The sequence below is a fragment of the Cryobacterium sp. Hz9 genome (assembly GCF_004402825.1).
Taxonomy (GTDB): domain Bacteria; phylum Actinomycetota; class Actinomycetes; order Actinomycetales; family Microbacteriaceae; genus Cryobacterium; species Cryobacterium gelidum.
Genome location: NZ_SOFC01000001.1, coordinates 43,769 through 61,052, shown reverse-complemented (window position 1 = coordinate 61,052; position 17,284 = coordinate 43,769). Strand labels below are relative to the sequence as shown.

14 protein-coding genes are annotated in these 17,284 nt (G+C 61.4%); 5 read left to right on the top strand and 9 right to left on the bottom strand.

Annotated features, from left to right (window positions below; genetic code table 11):
- Position 1: 1 nt before the first annotated feature.
- The 5 genes from narJ to E3N85_RS00245 form a co-directional block, all read right to left on the bottom strand.
- Positions 2-622: a nitrate reductase molybdenum cofactor assembly chaperone gene (narJ, locus tag E3N85_RS00265; RefSeq protein ID WP_134458236.1), complete on the bottom strand. Its 621-nt coding sequence runs from the start codon at positions 620-622 to the stop codon at positions 2-4.
- The gene (narH, locus tag E3N85_RS00260; RefSeq protein ID WP_134458234.1) at positions 619-2,376 is read right to left on the bottom strand and encodes a nitrate reductase subunit beta; all 1,758 of its coding nucleotides are present in this window, start codon (positions 2,374-2,376) and stop codon (positions 619-621) included. The genes narJ and narH overlap by 4 nt, the downstream gene beginning before the upstream one ends.
- Entirely contained in the window at positions 2,376-6,095 is a 3,720-nt protein-coding gene (locus E3N85_RS00255) for a nitrate reductase subunit alpha (RefSeq protein ID WP_134458232.1), read from the bottom strand. Before E3N85_RS00255 ends, narH begins: the two co-directional genes overlap by 1 nt.
- Positions 6,096-6,261: 166 nt before the next feature.
- Positions 6,262-6,903 (bottom strand): NADPH-dependent F420 reductase, encoded by a 642-nt coding sequence (locus E3N85_RS00250; protein ID WP_134458230.1) that lies wholly within the window; start codon positions 6,901-6,903, stop codon positions 6,262-6,264.
- A gap of 285 nt (positions 6,904-7,188) precedes the next feature.
- Complete coding sequence (locus tag E3N85_RS00245; RefSeq protein WP_134458228.1) at positions 7,189-8,091, bottom strand: glycerophosphodiester phosphodiesterase family protein; 903 nt, start codon at positions 8,089-8,091, stop codon at positions 7,189-7,191.
- Positions 8,092-8,686: 595 nt separating this feature from the next.
- Here E3N85_RS00245 and E3N85_RS00240 point away from each other — a divergent pair.
- Positions 8,687-9,034, top strand: coding sequence for a DUF3140 domain-containing protein (locus E3N85_RS00240; protein WP_134458226.1), 348 nt, complete (start codon positions 8,687-8,689; stop codon positions 9,032-9,034).
- A gap of 116 nt (positions 9,035-9,150) precedes the next feature.
- Here the strand turns inward: E3N85_RS00240 and E3N85_RS00235 are convergent, their stop codons facing one another.
- From E3N85_RS00235 to E3N85_RS00225, 3 genes are all read right to left on the bottom strand, one after another.
- Positions 9,151-9,606 (bottom strand): SRPBCC family protein, encoded by a 456-nt coding sequence (locus tag E3N85_RS00235; RefSeq protein WP_134458224.1) that lies wholly within the window; start codon positions 9,604-9,606, stop codon positions 9,151-9,153.
- A 183-nt stretch (positions 9,607-9,789) separates the two neighbouring features.
- Positions 9,790-10,230: a nuclear transport factor 2 family protein gene (locus E3N85_RS00230; RefSeq protein ID WP_134458222.1), complete on the bottom strand. Its 441-nt coding sequence runs from the start codon at positions 10,228-10,230 to the stop codon at positions 9,790-9,792.
- 13 nt (positions 10,231-10,243) lie between these two features.
- Positions 10,244-10,951 (bottom strand): SDR family NAD(P)-dependent oxidoreductase, encoded by a 708-nt coding sequence (locus tag E3N85_RS00225; RefSeq protein WP_134458220.1) that lies wholly within the window; start codon positions 10,949-10,951, stop codon positions 10,244-10,246.
- 273 nt (positions 10,952-11,224) lie between these two features.
- On the opposite strand from E3N85_RS00225, the gene E3N85_RS00220 reads away from it, so the two are divergent.
- Positions 11,225-11,677, top strand: coding sequence for a hypothetical protein (locus E3N85_RS00220; RefSeq protein ID WP_134458218.1), 453 nt, complete (start codon positions 11,225-11,227; stop codon positions 11,675-11,677).
- A gap of 59 nt (positions 11,678-11,736) precedes the next feature.
- Positions 11,737-14,868: a beta-phosphoglucomutase family hydrolase gene (locus E3N85_RS00215; RefSeq protein WP_241978227.1), complete on the top strand. Its 3,132-nt coding sequence runs from the start codon at positions 11,737-11,739 to the stop codon at positions 14,866-14,868.
- A gap of 182 nt (positions 14,869-15,050) precedes the next feature.
- Here E3N85_RS00215 and E3N85_RS00210 read toward each other — a convergent pair whose 3' ends face one another.
- A complete protein-coding gene (locus E3N85_RS00210; protein ID WP_134458216.1) occupies positions 15,051-15,608 on the bottom strand; it encodes a hypothetical protein in 558 nt (185 codons plus the stop codon).
- Between the two features lie 286 nt (positions 15,609-15,894).
- Here E3N85_RS00210 and E3N85_RS00205 point away from each other — a divergent pair, with 286 nt between their 5' ends.
- Positions 15,895-16,218, top strand: a complete 324-nt coding sequence (locus E3N85_RS00205) for a putative quinol monooxygenase (RefSeq protein WP_134458214.1) — start codon at positions 15,895-15,897, stop codon at positions 16,216-16,218.
- 108 nt (positions 16,219-16,326) lie between these two features.
- Positions 16,327-16,965, top strand: coding sequence for an MBL fold metallo-hydrolase (locus E3N85_RS00200; RefSeq protein ID WP_134458212.1), 639 nt, complete (start codon positions 16,327-16,329; stop codon positions 16,963-16,965).
- Positions 16,966-17,284: the final 319 nt, after the last annotated feature.

Sequence of the window (17,284 nt, the reverse complement as noted above, 5' to 3'; positions counted from 1 at the left end):
CTCAAGCTCCTTGCAGCGGTAGCAGGCGCGGGTCATAGGGTTCGAGCCCCACCGATTCGGCGGGCGGTCCGTAGCCGGCCATCTGTTGCACTGCTTCGCGATCGGATGGCGACGCCCCGGGGAGGGTGTCGCACACGCCGGTCAGGACCTCGGCGTAGGGCGATTCATGTTCGGACAGGGCGAGCCGCAGCAGTTCCAGGCTGGGACGGTACTTCAGCAGCAGCTCCCGACCGGCTTCCTGGTTGACGATCGCTGCGAATTCCAGCACCAGCGGAAGAAAGTCCGGCAGTTCGCCGTGCGTGTTCGTCAGGTAGTCGCTGTTGCGATACACCTGTTTGAAGGCGGCCAGAACGTTCCCGCGCCGTCGTGTGTCACCGTCGGTCCAGTACGACAGATATAACGGATGGTGTTTGCTGAGATCAAAGGTGTCGACGTAGCCGCGCTGCAATACAGCGAGTTCCGTGCATTTCAGATAGCGCAGGAATTCCGCGAGTTTCGGCGCATTGCGCTTCTGTTCGGCGAGCGCGGCCTGCATGAGGTCGATGTGGCCGATGAGCTCGGTATCGGGGTAGGACAGGCACCAGGAGGCCGCCTGGTACAGAACCCGATGATCGCGCTTCATGGGGATACCGACGGCCTGCCCGCCGAACCGCCGCTTGAACCGGTGCCCGGTCCGCGGCCGTTGAGATCTGCTGGCGAGGGCGGCGCGGTGCGCGGCTGATCCCTGCCGTCGGGGAACAGCCCCTCCGGACTGCCGTTTCCGTCCCAGTTGAGTAGATTGACCCGGTTACGCAGGCTGCGTTCTCCGGTGGGGGTGTCTGAAGTCTGCCGGTCCTTCAGCGCATAGAAGTTCTCGACGGCCACCGGCGTTGGCCGCCCGCTGGCCTCACCAAACGGGGAGTCCTCGTACATACCCGGGCCGCCCTCGAAGTCTACGGAACATCCCATTTCCTCGAGATCATGCGCCTGTTCAACGTGGGCCTTCGGAATGACATAGCGTTCCTCGTACTTGGCGATGGCCATCAGCCGGTACATCTCGTACATGCTCTCCGGCGTCATCCCCACAGCTTCGGGGATGGACCGGTCAGGCTCATCCCCCATGGTGATTCCGCGCATGTACGCGCGCATGGCTGCGAGTTTGCGCAACACATCAGTGACCATGTCGGTATCCCCGGCGGTGAAGAGCTCTGCCAGATATTCAACGGGGATGCGCAGTGCGTCGATGGCGCCAAACAGATTTCCTCGGTCTTCTCCATCGTGACCCTGTTCCGTGAGCAGGTCGACGATGGGTGAGAGCGGGGGAACGTACCAGACCATGGGCATGGTGCGGTACTCGGGGTGCAGGGGCAGGGCCACCTTGTACACCTTGGCGAGTGCGTAGACCGGTGACCGTCTGGCCGCGTCCAGCCAGTCGGCGGGAATTCCCTGCGCGGTTGCGGCGGCCGCCACGGCAGGATCGTTCGGGTCGAGGAGTACATCCATTTGCGCTTGGTACAGGTCTTTCACGTCGGTGACAGCGGCCGCGTCGGTGACCCGGTCGGCGTCATAGAGAAACAGGCCCAGATAGCGCAAGCGCCCGACGCAGGTTTCAGAACACACGGTGGGCAGTCCGATTTCGACACGTGGGTAGCAGAACGTGCACTTCTCGGCCTTGCCCGTCTTGTGGTTGAAATAAATTTTTTTATACGGGCATCCGGTGATGCACTGACGCCAGCCTCGACACTTGTCCTGGTCGACCAGCACGATGCCGTCTTCGACCCGTTTGTAGATTGCACCCGATGGGCATGACGCCATGCAGGAAGGATTGAGGCAGTGCTCGCAGATGCGCGGCAGATAAAACATAAAGGTCTGCTCGAAGGCGAATTTGATTTTATCTTCGGATGCCTTGCGCACTTTTTCGACGATGGGATCGAGGTGTCCCATCTCGGGCGCACCGGCGAGGTCGTCGTCCCAGTTCGCCGACCAGGTGATTTTGGTGTCCTTGCCGGTGATCAGGGACTTGGGGCGGGCTACCGGAAAATCATCGCCCAGAGGGGCATCGATGAGCGTCTTGTAGTCGTAGGTCCACGGTTCGTAATAGTCCTTCAGCTCGGGTTGAACCGGGCTAGCGAACAGTCCGAGAAGCTTCTTGATCCGACCGCCGCTTCTGAGCACCAGGCGGCCTTTTTTGTTCAGCTGCCAGCCTCCGCGCCATTTGTCCTGATCCTCGTAGCGTCGCGGGTAACCCTGGCCGGGCCTGGTCTCGACGTTGTTGAACCAGACGTATTCCGTGCCGGCGCGGTTCGTCCAGGCCTGCTTACAGGTGACCGAGCATGTGTGACAGCCGATGCACTTGTCGAGATTCATCACCATGCCCATCTGGGCCATCACTCGCATCAGTACGTTACCTCCTGTGAGCGCCGACGGATCGTCGAGACGATGTCCCGCTGGTTACCGGTGGGGCCTAGATAGTTGAACGCGTAGGACAGCTGCGCGTAGCCGCCGATGAGGTGCGTGGGTTTAACCAGCAGCCGGCTCACCGAATTATGGATCCCGCCACGCCGTCCGGTGGCCTCGGACTTGGGTACATCGATGGTGCGTTCCTGAGCGTGGTAAACGTATACAACTCCCTGTGGCATCCGGTGGCTGACGATCGCGCGGCCCACCAGAACACCGTTCATACTGACGCATTCGACCCAGTCGTTATCGAGGACCTTGATGGAGTCGGCATCTTGGGGACTCATCCATACGGTCGGCCCGCCGCGGGAGAGTGACAGCATGAACAGGTTGTCCTGGTACTCCGAGTGGATCGACCACTTGGAATGCGGAGTCAGGTAGCGCACCGTCACCTCTGTATCGCCGTTCGGACCGAACTTGGGTTCGCCGAACAGGCGTTGCATGTCGAGGGGGGGCCGGTAGATGGGTAGGGCTTCGCCCAGGTCCATCATCCAGTCATGGTCCAGGAAGAAATGCATTCGGCCGGTCAGGGTGTGCCACGGTTTCAGCCTCTCCACGTTGATCGTGAACGGCGAGTAGCGGCGGCCTCCGGTTTCTGAGCCAGACCATTCCGGCGACGTGATCACCGGTACCGGCGCGGCCTGGGTTTGAGCGAACGTGATCCGTTTCTCCGCGGACCCCTCGGCCAGGTCGGCCAGGCGCATTCCGGTTTGCTTCTCGAGCTCGCGGAATCCCTGCACGGCGAGCTCTCCGTTGGTCGTGCCGGAAAAGCTCAAAATTGCCTGCGCGAACTTCGCATCGGTGTCGATCGCTGGCCGCCCATGACCCGCACCACCCCGCATCACACCGTTGCTTTGAGCCAGTCGCGGAATCTCGTGTTCCATGCGGAATGTGACGTTCTTGACGGTGAAACCCCGCTGCTCCGCCAATGGCCCGACCGTGGCCAGCTTCTCGGCGATCTGGGTGTAATCGCGCTCCACGAGTTGGAAGACCGGCATGTTCTGGCCGGGCACCGCGGGAATATTCACCTGGCGCCAGTCCCTGACCACCCCACCCGGCTGCGCGATCTCGCCGGGGGTGTCATGCTGCAGGGGCACGCTGACGAGGTCCCGCCGAGTGCCGAGATGCGTCTTGGCCTGCCGCGACACTTCCTCGGCGAGCAGGTGAAACATCTCGAAATCGGTTTTCGCTTCCCAGGGAGGATCGATGGCCGGGGTGAAGGCGTGCACAAAGGGATGCATATCGGTCGAGGAGAGGTCATGTTTCTCGTACCAGGTTGCGGCGGGAAAGACGATGTCGGACAGGAGCGTGGTGGACGTCATGCGGAAATCGGCCGAGACCAGCAGGTCGAGTTTGCCCTCCGGTGCATTCTCATGCCACACCACGTCGCGAGGCCGTGCCGCGTTCACGTGGTCCTGGCCCAGCACATTGTGGTGGGTACCCAGCAGATGTTTGAGAAAATATTCATTGCCCTTGGCCGAGGAACCGAACAGGTTCGAGCGCCAAAGCACCAGAGTACGCGGCCAGTTCCCGGGGGCATCGACATCATCGATGGCACTTTTCAGCTGCCCGGATTTGAGGGCCGCTGCGACGTAGCTGGGGGCATCCGTCGCATCACCACGCTCAATCGCCGCCTGCACCTCGTCGGCGAGGTCGAGCGGGTTGCGGTCGAATTGCGGGTAGAACGGCATCCACCCGAGCCGAGCCGACTGGGCGAGGGTGTCGGCGGTGTGCATTCCATCAAAGTGCCCCTCCGCGAGCGGAGATTTCAAGGAGTCGGCGGAATATCCGTCGGAGCGCCACTGGTCGGTGTGCATGTACCAGTAGCCGGTGCCGATCATGGTGCGCGGCGGCCGGCTCCAGTCCAGGGCGTTGGCGAGCGAGATCCACCCCGTGATCGGTCGGGTCTTTTCCTGCCCCACATAGTGCGCCCAGCCGCCACCGTTGCGTCCCATGCATCCCGTCAACATGAGCATCGACAGCACCGCTCGGTAGGTGGCATCACCATGAAACCACTGGCAGATGCCAGCCCCCATGATGATCATGGAGCGGCCCTTCGACTGTTCCGCATTGCGGGCGAATTCCCGGGCCACCCGAATGCACGCCGCTGCCGGAACGCTGGTGATCTCAGCCTGCCAGGCGGGGGTGTACGGCGTCGAAGCGTCGTCGTATCCCGACGCCCAGTCCCCGGGAAGTCCCGTGCGCCCGACGCCGTACTGTGCCAACATCAGGTCAAAAACCGTCGTCACGAGATGCCCAGCGACCCGGCAGACTGGAACGCCGCGGGTGAGAATCGAACCCTCGCCCGAGGGCGCTTCGAAACACGGCAACCGGATGCTGGCGGTCTCGCCATTCGCGAGCCCCAGCAGCGACAAGGCAGGGTCGACCCCTTCCAGGTCGAGGTTCCATTTGCCCTGTCCGGCTTCTCCATAGCGAAAGCCGATTGATCCGTTCGGCACGACGGGCTCCCCCGTTGCCGCATCCAGCAGGATGGTCTTGAATGCCGCGCCCTCGGCTGCGGCCTGATCCGGCAGGTCGGCGGCGGTCAGGAATTTAGTCGGCACCAGGCCGAGTCCATCCGAGTGCTGTTCGAGCCGAACGAGGAAGGGCAGGTCGGTATACCGGCGCACGTAACCCTCGAAATATGGGATCCTGCGTTCGACGAAGAATTCCTTGAGAATGACGTGCCCCATGGCCATCGCCAGTGCGGCGTCGGTGCCAGCTTGGGCCGGTAACCACTCGTCGGCGAATTTGGTGTTATCCGCGTAGTCGGGACTGATGGCAATGACTTTCGTGCCTCGGTAGCGCACCTCCGTCATCCAGTGGGCATCCGGCGTGCGGGTCACGGGGACATTTGAACCCCACATCATGAGATACGTGGCGTCCCACCAGTCGCCCGATTCTGGAACATCCGTCTGGTCTCCGAAGACCTGCGGGCTCGCCACCGGCAGGTCCGCGTACCAATCGTAGAACGACGTCATGACGCCACCGATGAGCTGGATGAACCGGTTGCCCACAGCATGAGAGACCATCGACATGGCCGGAATGGGCGAGAATCCGGAGCAGCGGTCGGGGCCGTAGGTCTTAATGGTGTGCACGTGCGCAGCAGCGGTGATCTCGACCGCTTCCGACCACGGAATGCGAATCAACCCACCTTTGCCGCGCGCCTGCTGATATCGGCGACGACGTTCCGGGTCATTCACGACGTCCGCCCAAGCCGGGACGGGGTCGGTTAGGCGAGACTTTGCCTCGCGGTACATTTCGACGAGAACGCCGCGCGCATAGGGATAACGCACCCGGGTTGGCGAGTAGGTGTACCAACTGAACGCGGCACCGCGGGGGCAGCCGCGCGGTTCGTACTCGGGGCTATCGGGCCCCACGGAGGGGTAGTCCGTCTGCTGGGCCTCCCAGGTGATGATCCCGTCGCGCACGTAGACCTTCCAGGAGCACGACCCGGTGCAGTTCACCCCGTGGGTAGAACGCACGACCTTGTCGTGGCTCCACCGGTCGCGGTAGAACACGTCTCCTCGACGGCCGCCCTCGCGGAAGACCGCGCGTCCATCATCTGTGTGTTCCCACCGGGTGAAGAAACGGCCAAGGGCCAGCATCGTGTCCGATGCTTTTCCGTCTAACCCGGCAGGTATAGGACCAGCTGCCATGCGGACAGCCTAGGTCGACAGTCCTCAATGCGCTAGGGGAAATTCCGTTGCATCCCTGGACGGTTCGCCATGGTCGCCTAGGGGCGAGAAGCCAACGTTTATTTCCGGCACGCCGAAGATGTCCGGTGATTCAGATGTCCCACCTGCGCGCGAACGCGCCGAGCAATCAGACGGTGCGCGGTGCCTTCGCCAGGTTGGCCTCGAGCTCTGCAACGGTCTGACGTATGCCATACGCCGGGCGGTCGCGCTCGACGCGCCAGCTCTCGTCGAGAGGCCCGATGTTTACGGTGTCGAAGCCGAATTCGTCGTAGAGCTTCGTAACGAAGGCGGACGCATCCTCGAAGTCGGACGACGTGGCCAGCGCTCGCCGCGCCGGGTCACCGGCGGGAAACGAGTCCGCTGTGATGTCGGCGGCCATGATGTGATTGAAGCCCTTCGCAACGCGTGAGGTCGGCAGGTGCTTCTGCAGCAGCCCGGTCACGGTCACCTCGCCATTGTCGAGGGCCGCGATGTGTCCGTCGCGTTCGAAATAGTAGTTATTGGTGTCGATTACGATCTTGCCGGCGAGTTGCTCGACGGGCACGTCCGCATAGGCTTTGAGCGGCACAGTCACGACCGCGACGTCGGCAGCCTGAGCGGCCTGCGCTGCGGTACCGGCTGTCGCCTTGGGACCCAGCTCGGCGACGAGGGCTGCAAGCGTCTCCGGTCCCCGTGAATTGCTGATCACCACGTCGTAGCCACTCTCGATCGCCTTGCGGGCGACTTGGCTGCCAATGTTTCCTGCACCGATGATTCCGATAGTTGTCATGGTGGCCACAACGAGGGCAACGCCGAAAATGTTCCCGCGCTTCCAACAATGTCCGACCCGCCGCGCCCGTCGTCGAAGCCGCGGATTACAGTGTCGGTAGATCTCCTGACACCCGGCGATACTCCGTTGGTCTGGGTGATTCACGCGGGCCGTAGAGCCCGACCGTCGTGTTCGCCCCGAGAACCTCCGGTGTGAAATAAGACTCTCATTGTCTTCACCGAGCACCGGAGGTCCTCTTTTTTAATCCCTCGAGTCACTAGCGTGATGACCGGGTACCGCCAGCTGCTAGCGCTCGGGCTCGTTCTCGAGCAGGGTGTTCAGCACGTCGGGGCGGTTGGTGATCACGCCGTCAACGCCCAGCTCGATGGCCCGCACCATGTCCGCCTCCGAGTTGACCGTCCACACGAGCACGTCCATGCCGAGGCGGTGAACCTCAGCCACGTAGGCCGCGTCAATTGATGTGTGGTACGGGTTCACCTGATCTGCCCAGGTGGCAAGTTCCGGAAGTTGATCGATGCGCGGTGTGCCGAGGAGGCCCACCGGAACGGTCGGTTCGAGTTCGGTGAAAGTTTTCATGGAGTCGAAGTTGAACGACTGCACCACGAGCTTGTCCTGGCCCACGGCGGACTGCACGTAGCCGCGGGACTCACGAAGTGCGGAGGATATCTCGGCCTCGATACCCGTGTACAGCTCGGGTGCCTTGATTTCGAGCAGCATGCCAGAGCCGCTCTTCCGAATGACCTCGATCGCCTCGGCGAAGGTCGGTAGCTTTTCGCCGGTGAACTGGGCGCCCTTCCACGAGCCGGCGTCGAGGGTTTGCATCTCTGCGGCGGTGAAGTCGCGCACATTCCAGGGTGCCCGGTCGGGGAAAAGGTCCTCCGCGTTTGTGGTTCGGGTCAAGTTCGTGTCGTGAATGACCACGAGTTCTCCGTCGGCGGAGCGTTGGACGTCGATCTCAATCAAGTCGGCACCCTGGTCCGTTCCGGCACGGAAGGCGGCGAGGGTGTTCTCGGGAGTAGATTGGCTCGCGCCGCGATGCGCGGCGTTGATCACGTCATCAGATTCGCTCGCGAAGGCGCTGGGTGCCGCGCCGACGGACAGCCCGGCGACCAGGGCCACGGCAGCGGCGACGGCGGCGCGACGGCGCCGAAACGTTGCGGCGGGAACGGTGAGGGTGGTCGTGCTCATAAGATCTCCTTGCGTTGGAAGCGTTGAACGTTTTCAGGCTGCCGCGTGAAGATGACGCCGAGGTGTCCTGCCGATGGATCAGGGGTGGAGCGCACCTGTCGGGGAACACCTCGCGGGGAATACCTCGCGGCGTCTGCGCAGCGACGGCACTCGCGGTGATGAACGCGACTACTTCGACCGAGGCGCTCTGTAATCTGGCATACCCGATACGAGAAGCGATCCTGGAGATAACGGCAATCCCTCCCCGCACTCCGAACTCGTAACCGGCGCTCCGCCCGGCCTTCTGCATTCCGGCCGTGCTGGAGAGACCTTTTGATGCCTGGCTCCCCTCCGCGCGAGAAACGCGTTCGCTGCGACGTAGCCCACCGCACCTGCCTGACAACAGGCCGCTGCCGGCCACAGGCCCCCGACGCGGGCCGCGTCATCAACCCCATCAAAGACCAGAGCGGATATCAGCACGCCCACAGGTGGACATCCGTGCAGACGACTCAAGAAATTGACTGTCGGGCTCGACTCTTCTCGCGAAAGGAAGAATCAACCCACGAAGCCTGAACGAGCCCTTGTTGCCGTGCAACATCACCGCAATGATTGATCTATGGCAGATAAAGCGAACGATGTCGATGCGATCTGGGATGACTGGAAAGACGCGGTCACGATGACCGCTAGTGAGATCAAGTCGTGGCTCGATACCGACGAATCCAAGGAGGTCGGACAGAAAGACGATGGCAGCGGGGAATCCATCGGGCATAAATCCGGACGCAGGATCGTGACAATTCTTGGAAAGAAGAAAGCCGATCTAACCGCGTCCGATGTAGAACACATGCATAAGGTGGTCGGCTACGTGAAGCGACATAGGGCACAGGGACCAGATTCCGATATCGAGCACTCACGATGGCGATACTCGTTGATGAACTGGGGAAATGATCCTTGGACAAAGGTATGACGCCAAAGGATGAAACATAGAGCACTCAGACGCATCGCCACCGCGTACGGGATCGGCTTTGCGACGATCCGAAACTGGCTCGCGAGCTCACGGCCGCTAGCCTCGTGTTGGCGGTATCAAGCCTGGACGTCTCCGCGCCATCCGCCGTCGTCGGCTCCCTTGGCCTCGATGAACTCCTTGAAGTTCGCAAGTTCTTTCTTGATGGCGTGATTGTCCACGCCGAGAGCAGCTCCGGCCTTCTCAAGCAGCCCTTTCGCCTCCCAATCAAGCTGCACCGTCACGCGAGTCACGTTCTCGGCCAACTTGTGGAACGTGACAACTCCCGCATGATCGACCTGGCCGCCGGTACTGTTCCAGGCCACGCGCTCGTCGGGGTGCTGCTCCGTTATCCGAGCCTCAAACGTGCGCTCCACGCCGCCGACTTTGACCTTCCACTCGGTGAGTGTGTCGGTCACCTGCGTGATGGATTCGACGGCGCTCAGGAACGTCGAGAACTCCTCGAATTTCGTCCACTGGTTATAAGCGACGGAAACAGGAACGTTGACGTCGACAGTCTCGATGGCGTTGGGCATGATGACCTCCTGGTGCGAATTCAACGGATGGGCTTGTTTCCGCTATCCGCGTTCACAGTACCGAAGGCTCGCGCAAGGTCAACCCCGCAAAGAAAAGACACCCGTGTTTCCATCCCTCCCCCGCGTCGAGGAGGCCATGAGCTCGCCATGCCCCGCGCTGGCACCCGCTACGACGAATCGCTGCTACTCGACCTGTGAAACATGGTAATGGCTGATGAGCCAAGAACCACCGACGTATTGCAGCACAGCCGTCAGGTGAACGGGAATGACGACGCCATCGGGATGAGTGAAGTCGACGTCGATATAGGAGATCAGTGTCGAGTCGGAGAGTTGGCGGTGTTCCAGGATTCGGAACGAGGGACTCAGGCCCTTAGGCTGCTCGTCGTAATAGGTGACCACACCGAGCCTGCCAATGGAATGCGTCGGCGCGACGCCCTGGAACAGGGCGTTTTCGGTGAAATAGGAGGCGACACGCTCCGGCTCATGTTCACGGATTCCGTTCGCCCACCCATTCAAGACTTCCGTCAAGATGCGAACCTGAGCGATGCTATCAAGCGCGGTCATCGGTTTCTCTCCCGTTTGTTTTTCTATCGTCGAAGACGAGACAGCCAGTTCAGGCTGCACGTCGAATCACGACTCAGCTTCCGGCGCTCTGTCCGCCGTCGATGTGTAGGAACTCGCCAGTAACGAACGGGGCCTGTTCAAGGTACAGGACGCCACGGGTGACATCATCGATCGTGCCAATCCGTCCGACCGGGTGCCAGCCTGCGAGCATTCCGTGCGTTTCTTCCGGGTGCATCGGCGTGTGGATAACTCCCAGAGAAACGGCGTTCACGCGGATGCCGCGACTGGCGTACTCGATCGCCAGGGACTTCGTGACGGAAGACAGTCCACCCTTGGTCAGTGAGGCGAGAGCCGACGGGGCGTTCGAGTTCGCATATTCACCCAGTGTCGTTGTCACGTTCACCACGTGGCCCGCTCCCTGTTCGACCATCTGCGCGATGGTCTTCTGCGTAATGTGGAAGAAACCGCCGAGGTTCACCTGAAGAATGTTGTTGTAGTCCTCCTGGGTGTACTCGGTGAATGGCTTACCGATGAAGATTCCGGCGTTGTTCACGAGCGTGTCGATTCGACCGAACTTCTCCATCGCAGCACTGATGACCTTCCTGGCCACAGCGGGGTCCGAAATATCTCCGGGTACCGTGATGACGTCCGAGTGTTCGGACGCCGTGATGGAGCGTGAATTAGCGACCACTGCATAGCCGAGCCCGCGGAATGCGGAAACCAGACCTGCTCCGATGCCCTGGGAGCCCCCCGTGATGATGGCTACTTTGCAGGTTTTCATGGTCAGAATCCCTAAGAGGTAATCGGTCTACAACATTCATGTCAATTTTAGCCGACGGGTCATACTCGAACAGCCGCGGTAAAACTGCGCAGAGACATTTGCCGACGACTGCGATTCCCGAACCACGACGACAGGGACTCGCCGGCAGCGAGGATGTGCCCCGCCAGCCCAACGGTGGGGACGTTCGCCTATAGTGTCCACACGGCATCGGCAGCAACATCATTTCAGGGGCTGTCCCCGAGATTCAGGGTGTCCCGAGGAGATCGGACCGGCGTGCGTTCCACGACCATCAACACCATCCCGAATCGCCGAGACTTCGGTACGGGCCCCTTTGCAACGTTCGCGCTCACTGACGGACACTTCGATCGTGCTGTCAGGCAAGTCCCTGTACTCGAAGTTTTCGGCGTCCAGGTCCTGTCCTTCCCGGTCATTTTCTACTCGTCGTGGATCTTCTTCGACGGCGCCATTTGCACGCTCCTCGACTTGGCACCCCCTCGAGCCGTCGTCAGTCGCGCTGACGAACCCGTTGAGGTATCGACCGCCAGGGTCGCCGACCTGCAGGCCGCGGGCAAGCGGGTAAGGACGGTAGGCGACGGTGTCGTTATCGTCGCTGTCAACGCACTCCTGCTCAAGCGCCTCCGGTCACCGGAATCCGATTCAGCCACAGCGTCGACACCACCTTCGAGCAGTGGCACGCTCTCGCGTACTCGTCACGCCGGTCAGTAGTCGTGATTGGCAGGCACGGCTCCCGAGGAGCACATGATCTCGATGCGGTCTACGACGCGGTGCTTTTTGACATGGACGGCGTGGTCACCAACACAGCCCTGGTTCACGCGACGGCCTGGAAACGGTTGTTCGACGAGGTATTTCAGGACCCGCGTGTTCGACCAGACGATCCGGAGCAATCCTTCGACGAAGTGACGGACTACCGAAGGTACGTCGATGGCCGTAGCCGCGAGGACGGCGTCAGAGACTATCTAGGCGCCCGCGGGGTGTACCTTGCGCCCGGCGACCTCGACGATCCCCCCGAGGCGTGGACTATCGCCGGGCTGGCAGCCCGCAAGAATGACCTGTTTCTGGCCGAACTGCAGCAACAGGGATTGCGCTCCTACCCGGGGACGACAGCGTTGCTGCGTCGTCTGCGCGAAGCCGGTGTTCCCGTCGCCCTCGTCACCGCCAGTCGCAATGCCCGCCAGATGCTCGCAGCCGCCGAGCTGACGGAAATGTTCGACACCGTCGTGGACGGTCAGGTCGCGATGGAGCTCCGACTGCCCGGTAAGCCCGATCCGGCCATGTTCCTCGAGGCGGCCAGACGGCTGGGCGTGCGGCCCGCACATTCCGCTGTGGTCGAAGACGCGGTTTCCGGGATCGAGGCCGCTCATCGCGGTGGATTTGGGCTCGTCGTGGGAATCGACCGTCAGGGCCACCGGAACGAGCTTGAGGCCGCGGGCGCGGATGTCGTACTCAACGATGCCAGCGAACTGGACCTCGGCCGCTCGACCACCGACCCGTGGGTGCTCGTCTATCACGGATTCGATCCGGCCCACGAGGGACACCGGGAGGCCTTGACCGCACTGGGCAACGGATACATGGTCGCTCGCGGTGCCAGACCGGAGCACACGGATGACGGAACGCACTACCCGGGTACCTACCTGGCAGGGGTGTACAACCGCTTGGTCAGCAACGTCCACGAGCGGCGTGTTGAAGAAGAGCACCTCGTCAACACACCCAACTGGCTCCCGCTCGATATTAGGATCGGAAACGGCCCGTGGTGGTCGAACGGCACGATCAAGACGCAAGACGAACGGCGGGAGCTCGATCTTCGCGTGGGCGTATCGATCCGCCACGTGACGCTGGTAGGACCACAAAACCATCGACTGACCGTCGTCCAGCGTTCCTTCGTCTCGATGGATGACCCACATCTGGCGGTCTTGGAAACCACACTCGTTCCGCTTGGGTGGAGCGGAACGATCACCCTCCGCACCGGCATCGACGCGAGCGTGCGCAATACCAACGTCGCCGCCTACATCGGGTCGGACACCACCCATCTGGCTCCCCCGAAGTTCACCGCCTCGAGCGACACTGACACTCTTCTGTGTGAGGTCCAGACTAGGTACAGCGAGGTTCTGATCGCGACGGCCATCCACCTTCATATTGCCGGTGCGGTAGGCACCTGGGACGGCACGGGTTCCAGAATCGGACGTGACTATCGCAAAGAGATCAAACTGTCTTTAGTGGATGGGAAACCAGCAACTCTGACCAAGACCGCTGCAATATACACGTCCCGCGACCCTGCAATCGCGTCACCTGGTGTCGCCGCCTTGGGTCGACTCCGCGACCATGCGGCAGACACCGCGGGCGCGCTCCAACGCCATGGGGCAGCCTGGCAGCGCCTCTGGCAGCGGTTTGGGACGACCCTTGAAGCTGACCCACTCAGCCAACTCGTCCTAAACCTGCACATCTTCCACCTGCTGCAATCCCTGTCACCGCACACGGCCGACCTGGATGCGGGCGTACCCGCCCGAGGCCTCCACGGAGAGGGATATCGAGGCCACGTCTTCTGGGACGAGTTGTTCGTACTGCCCGTGCTCGACCTGAGGCTACCGAACGTGGCCCGCGCCCTTTTGGACTACCGGTGGCATCGACTGGACGCCGCCCGCACGGCGGCGCACGCGATAGATCGGCCGGGAGCGCTATTTCCCTGGCAGAGCGGTAGCGATGGTCGGGAGGAGACACCGACCCAGCTGTACAATCCCCAGTCCTCGCGGTGGATGCCCGACAACTCACGCCGTCAGTGGCACGTGGGGCTGGCAGTCGCCTTCAACGCCTGGCAGCATTTTCAAGTCACCGCCGACCGTGACTGGCTGGCCGACCGAGGTGCCGAGCTCATCATCGAAGTAACGCGCTTCTTCGCTGCTTCCGCCGTACATGATCCGGCGGACGACCGTTTCCACATTTCCGGCGTCATGGGACCCGATGAGTACCACGACGGCTATCCCGAATCTCCTGGCAAAGGACTACGTGACAATACCTACACGAACGTCATGGTCGCCTGGGTGTGCCAGCGGGCCGGAGAGGTGCTGCAGACATTGGGCGGGCACGCCCGCGCGGATGTCATCGACCGTCTGCAAATCGGCGATGCGGAACTCCATCTCTGGTCACGGCTCGGACGGAGCTTGTTTGTTTCGATCCATGCCGACGGGATACTCAGCCAATTCGACGGGTACGAGGCTTTGCTTGAATTCGACTGGGCCAAGTATCGAGATCGGTACGGGAACATCGGCCGGCTTGACCTCATTCTCGAGGCCGAGAGCGATAGCACCAATCGCTACAAACTGGCTAAACAACCCGACGTCATGATGCTCGTCTACCTGCTCGGCCAGAAAGGTCTGAGGCAGCAGCTCGCGCGACTCGGCTACCCATTGTCACAAGCAGACCTCGCTCGCACTGTCACCTACTACCTCGAGCGCACCTCGAACGGCTCCACGCTCAGTCGAGTGGTCAGCGCCTCAGTCCTGGCCCAACTTGACGAATCCCGGTCGTGGTCACTATTTCGTGAAGCCCTCATCGCCGATCTGGACGACACCCAGGGAGGAACCACCCGGGAAGGCATCCATCTTGGAGCAATGGCGGGCACCGTGGACCTCGTCGCACGCTCCTTCGCCGGCCTGCAGTTCGATTCGAAACGGATCAGCTTCGCACCACGGCTTCCGGCGCGACTTCTGAACGTGTCTTTTCAGTTCGCCTACCGCGGGCACCGGATCGACGTTGATCTAAACCATGACGCCCTGCGCCTTCAGCTACTTCCCAGCACAGCCGAGCCCATCCGGTTCGATTTGGGCTCGATTCAGGTGTCCCTAGGCGGAGGTGAATCTCATAATTTTGCTTTAGTCAGTATCCCGTCGTCGCTGGACTAAATGAACAAGTCACATCCATGACTCATGTCACAGCCGTTCTGAGCGGTTTTGAGGTTACGACATTGCGCCGGAGACTTGTATCGGCAACCTCACAGTTTAACGCAGCCCGCACCAACTCGTGGTCAAAGCTCACAGCCCAGCAACCATTTCGTCGCTTTTGTGCTGTGGCGTACTACAAGGGGTCAGACCACCCATTCGAATGACTCATCGAAGGTGTCCCGACCGTCATCGTCGTCGAACACGTTGGCGACCAAGTGAGTGACGAAGAGCGCAAAGCCCAGTGCAATCTCGTTGAAGAGGTCGGTATCGAAGGTGCCGTACCAGGACACACCGCCCCGGCTTTCCGGATCCAGGTCCAGCCGGTTCACGGCACAGTCCTGGTCGAGGGAGAGCACGACAATGCGTAGCGACTGCCAAGGCGGAGGTGTACCGGTGAGATCGCCGAGAGTTTTTGCTTCCTCCGCATTGGCGGCGAGGATGTGAGAGAGCAATACTGCGTAGTCCGCCGAGTATTCGGCTGCCGACGCAAACCTCAGGTAGCTGCGCTTGTCGCCGGAGACCATGTGGATGGCGTCGGGTTGTTCCGAGAGACGCCGATAAGCCAGGATGTCGAGTGCTGCGCGCACTAGACCGGTAAGTACGCGGCCGGCGGTTTTACTGTCGGTGATCCCGCTGTAATCGGGCGCTTCCTGTTCCCACACCGAGCGCACCGCCTCCCGAGTGGTGGGGATGATCACCATAAGTGGTTTTCCTTGCATGTTTATGGCGCGGTGACCGGTCTCATCTTACCTACGCCACAAGGCCACGTCCGTGTGGCTCGGTATCGCCGTGTACAAGTTCGTCGCGAAGTGCGCTCGCCCATCTTGAGCTAAAAAGCTCAGGGGTTCGCGTCCGCGAACGGTGAGCCCGTTGAGGAAACGGTGATCCTTCCCGAACTCGCCGCCGCCTAAACTAGGACAACTCACCGTCAGGTTTTCAGGAAGCGCCGCCCTTGAACGGGACGTGACCGAGGAAAGGAACCATTCCATGATTTTCATCGTCGCCAAGTTCACTGTAAAACCAGAGTGGAGCGATCGTTGGATGGACCTCACACGAGACTTCACCGAGGCCACACGCCAGGAACCAGGCAATCTGTGGTTCGACTGGTCGCGCAGTGTCGACGATCCTCACCAGTTCGTCCTCGTCGAGGCATTCCACGATGACGCCGCGGGATCTCACGTGAACAGCGCTCACTTCTCGGCGGCCATGAAGGCGATGCCTCAAGCGCTCGTAAAGACTCCAGAGATCATCAGCGAGCGTATCGATGCTGAAGGTTGGGGCCAAATGGGAGAAATGACGGTGCACGAGTAGCCAAAGGTCGGGTGATCGCTGAGTTGGTCGACGTGACTCCCCCACGATCTGCCGCTAACCCCGCGACGCCGCCGTTTGAGACCCGCAACCGGTTACAGGAACAGGACTATGCACGATCTCGATGCCCTCACGGTTCGCAGCATTTCAGTATCTGAGATGAGCAACAACGTTTATGTACTCACCTCGAAATCCACCGGCACGCAGGTACTGATCGACGCCGCGGACGATGCACCCGCCATCTTCACCCTCCTCGAAGATGCCCAGAAAGACACGAGTGCCGTCGCCAGGCTGGCCCTCATCATCACCACACACTCGCACTGGGACCATGTGCGGGCACTTGGCGAGGTCAGGGAGCTGACGAAGGCACCAGCGGCAGCGGGTCTCGACGATATCGCGGACATTGCCGTACCCACGGACATACCCTTGCACCACGGGGACGTCAGGTCCATCGACGGCATTGAACTCGAAGTAATCCACCTACGCGGACACACCCCCGGATCGATTGCCCTGCTCTACCGCGATCCGCATGGTCCCGCCCATCTGTTCTCGGGCGATTCGCTCTTCCCCGGCGGAGTTGGAAACACCAACGGTGATGCCAAGCGTTTCTCATCGTTGTACAACGACATCGTCACCCGAATCTTCGACTACCTTCCGGACGACACACTGGTGCACCCGGGCCATGGAGTAGGCACAACGCTCCGAGCCGAGCGGAGCGAGCTCTCCGAGTGGAAACAACGCGGCTGGTGATGACGGCCGCCGCCTACCGCATCCAATTGTTCTTGCTGTGCCTCCCGGTCTTTCGCCATGGGTTCTGTCGATCATCAGTTTCGTACTTGACAGCGACCCAAGACCGGTAAGAGGGCAAGAATGACCAACTCTCCCGCGAGGCCATGTCTCGCGAGACCAGGGCCCTCTACGTCGCTGCCGGGGCGAACCCGCTTATTTCCGGTTGCACTCTTGACGATATACGGACCTGGCAATGTCCCCGGCTCACCGGCGGGCTCGACCGAACACAACGACGCCCACTGATCATCCCCGATCGGTTACGCGCTGACCGCTGATCGCT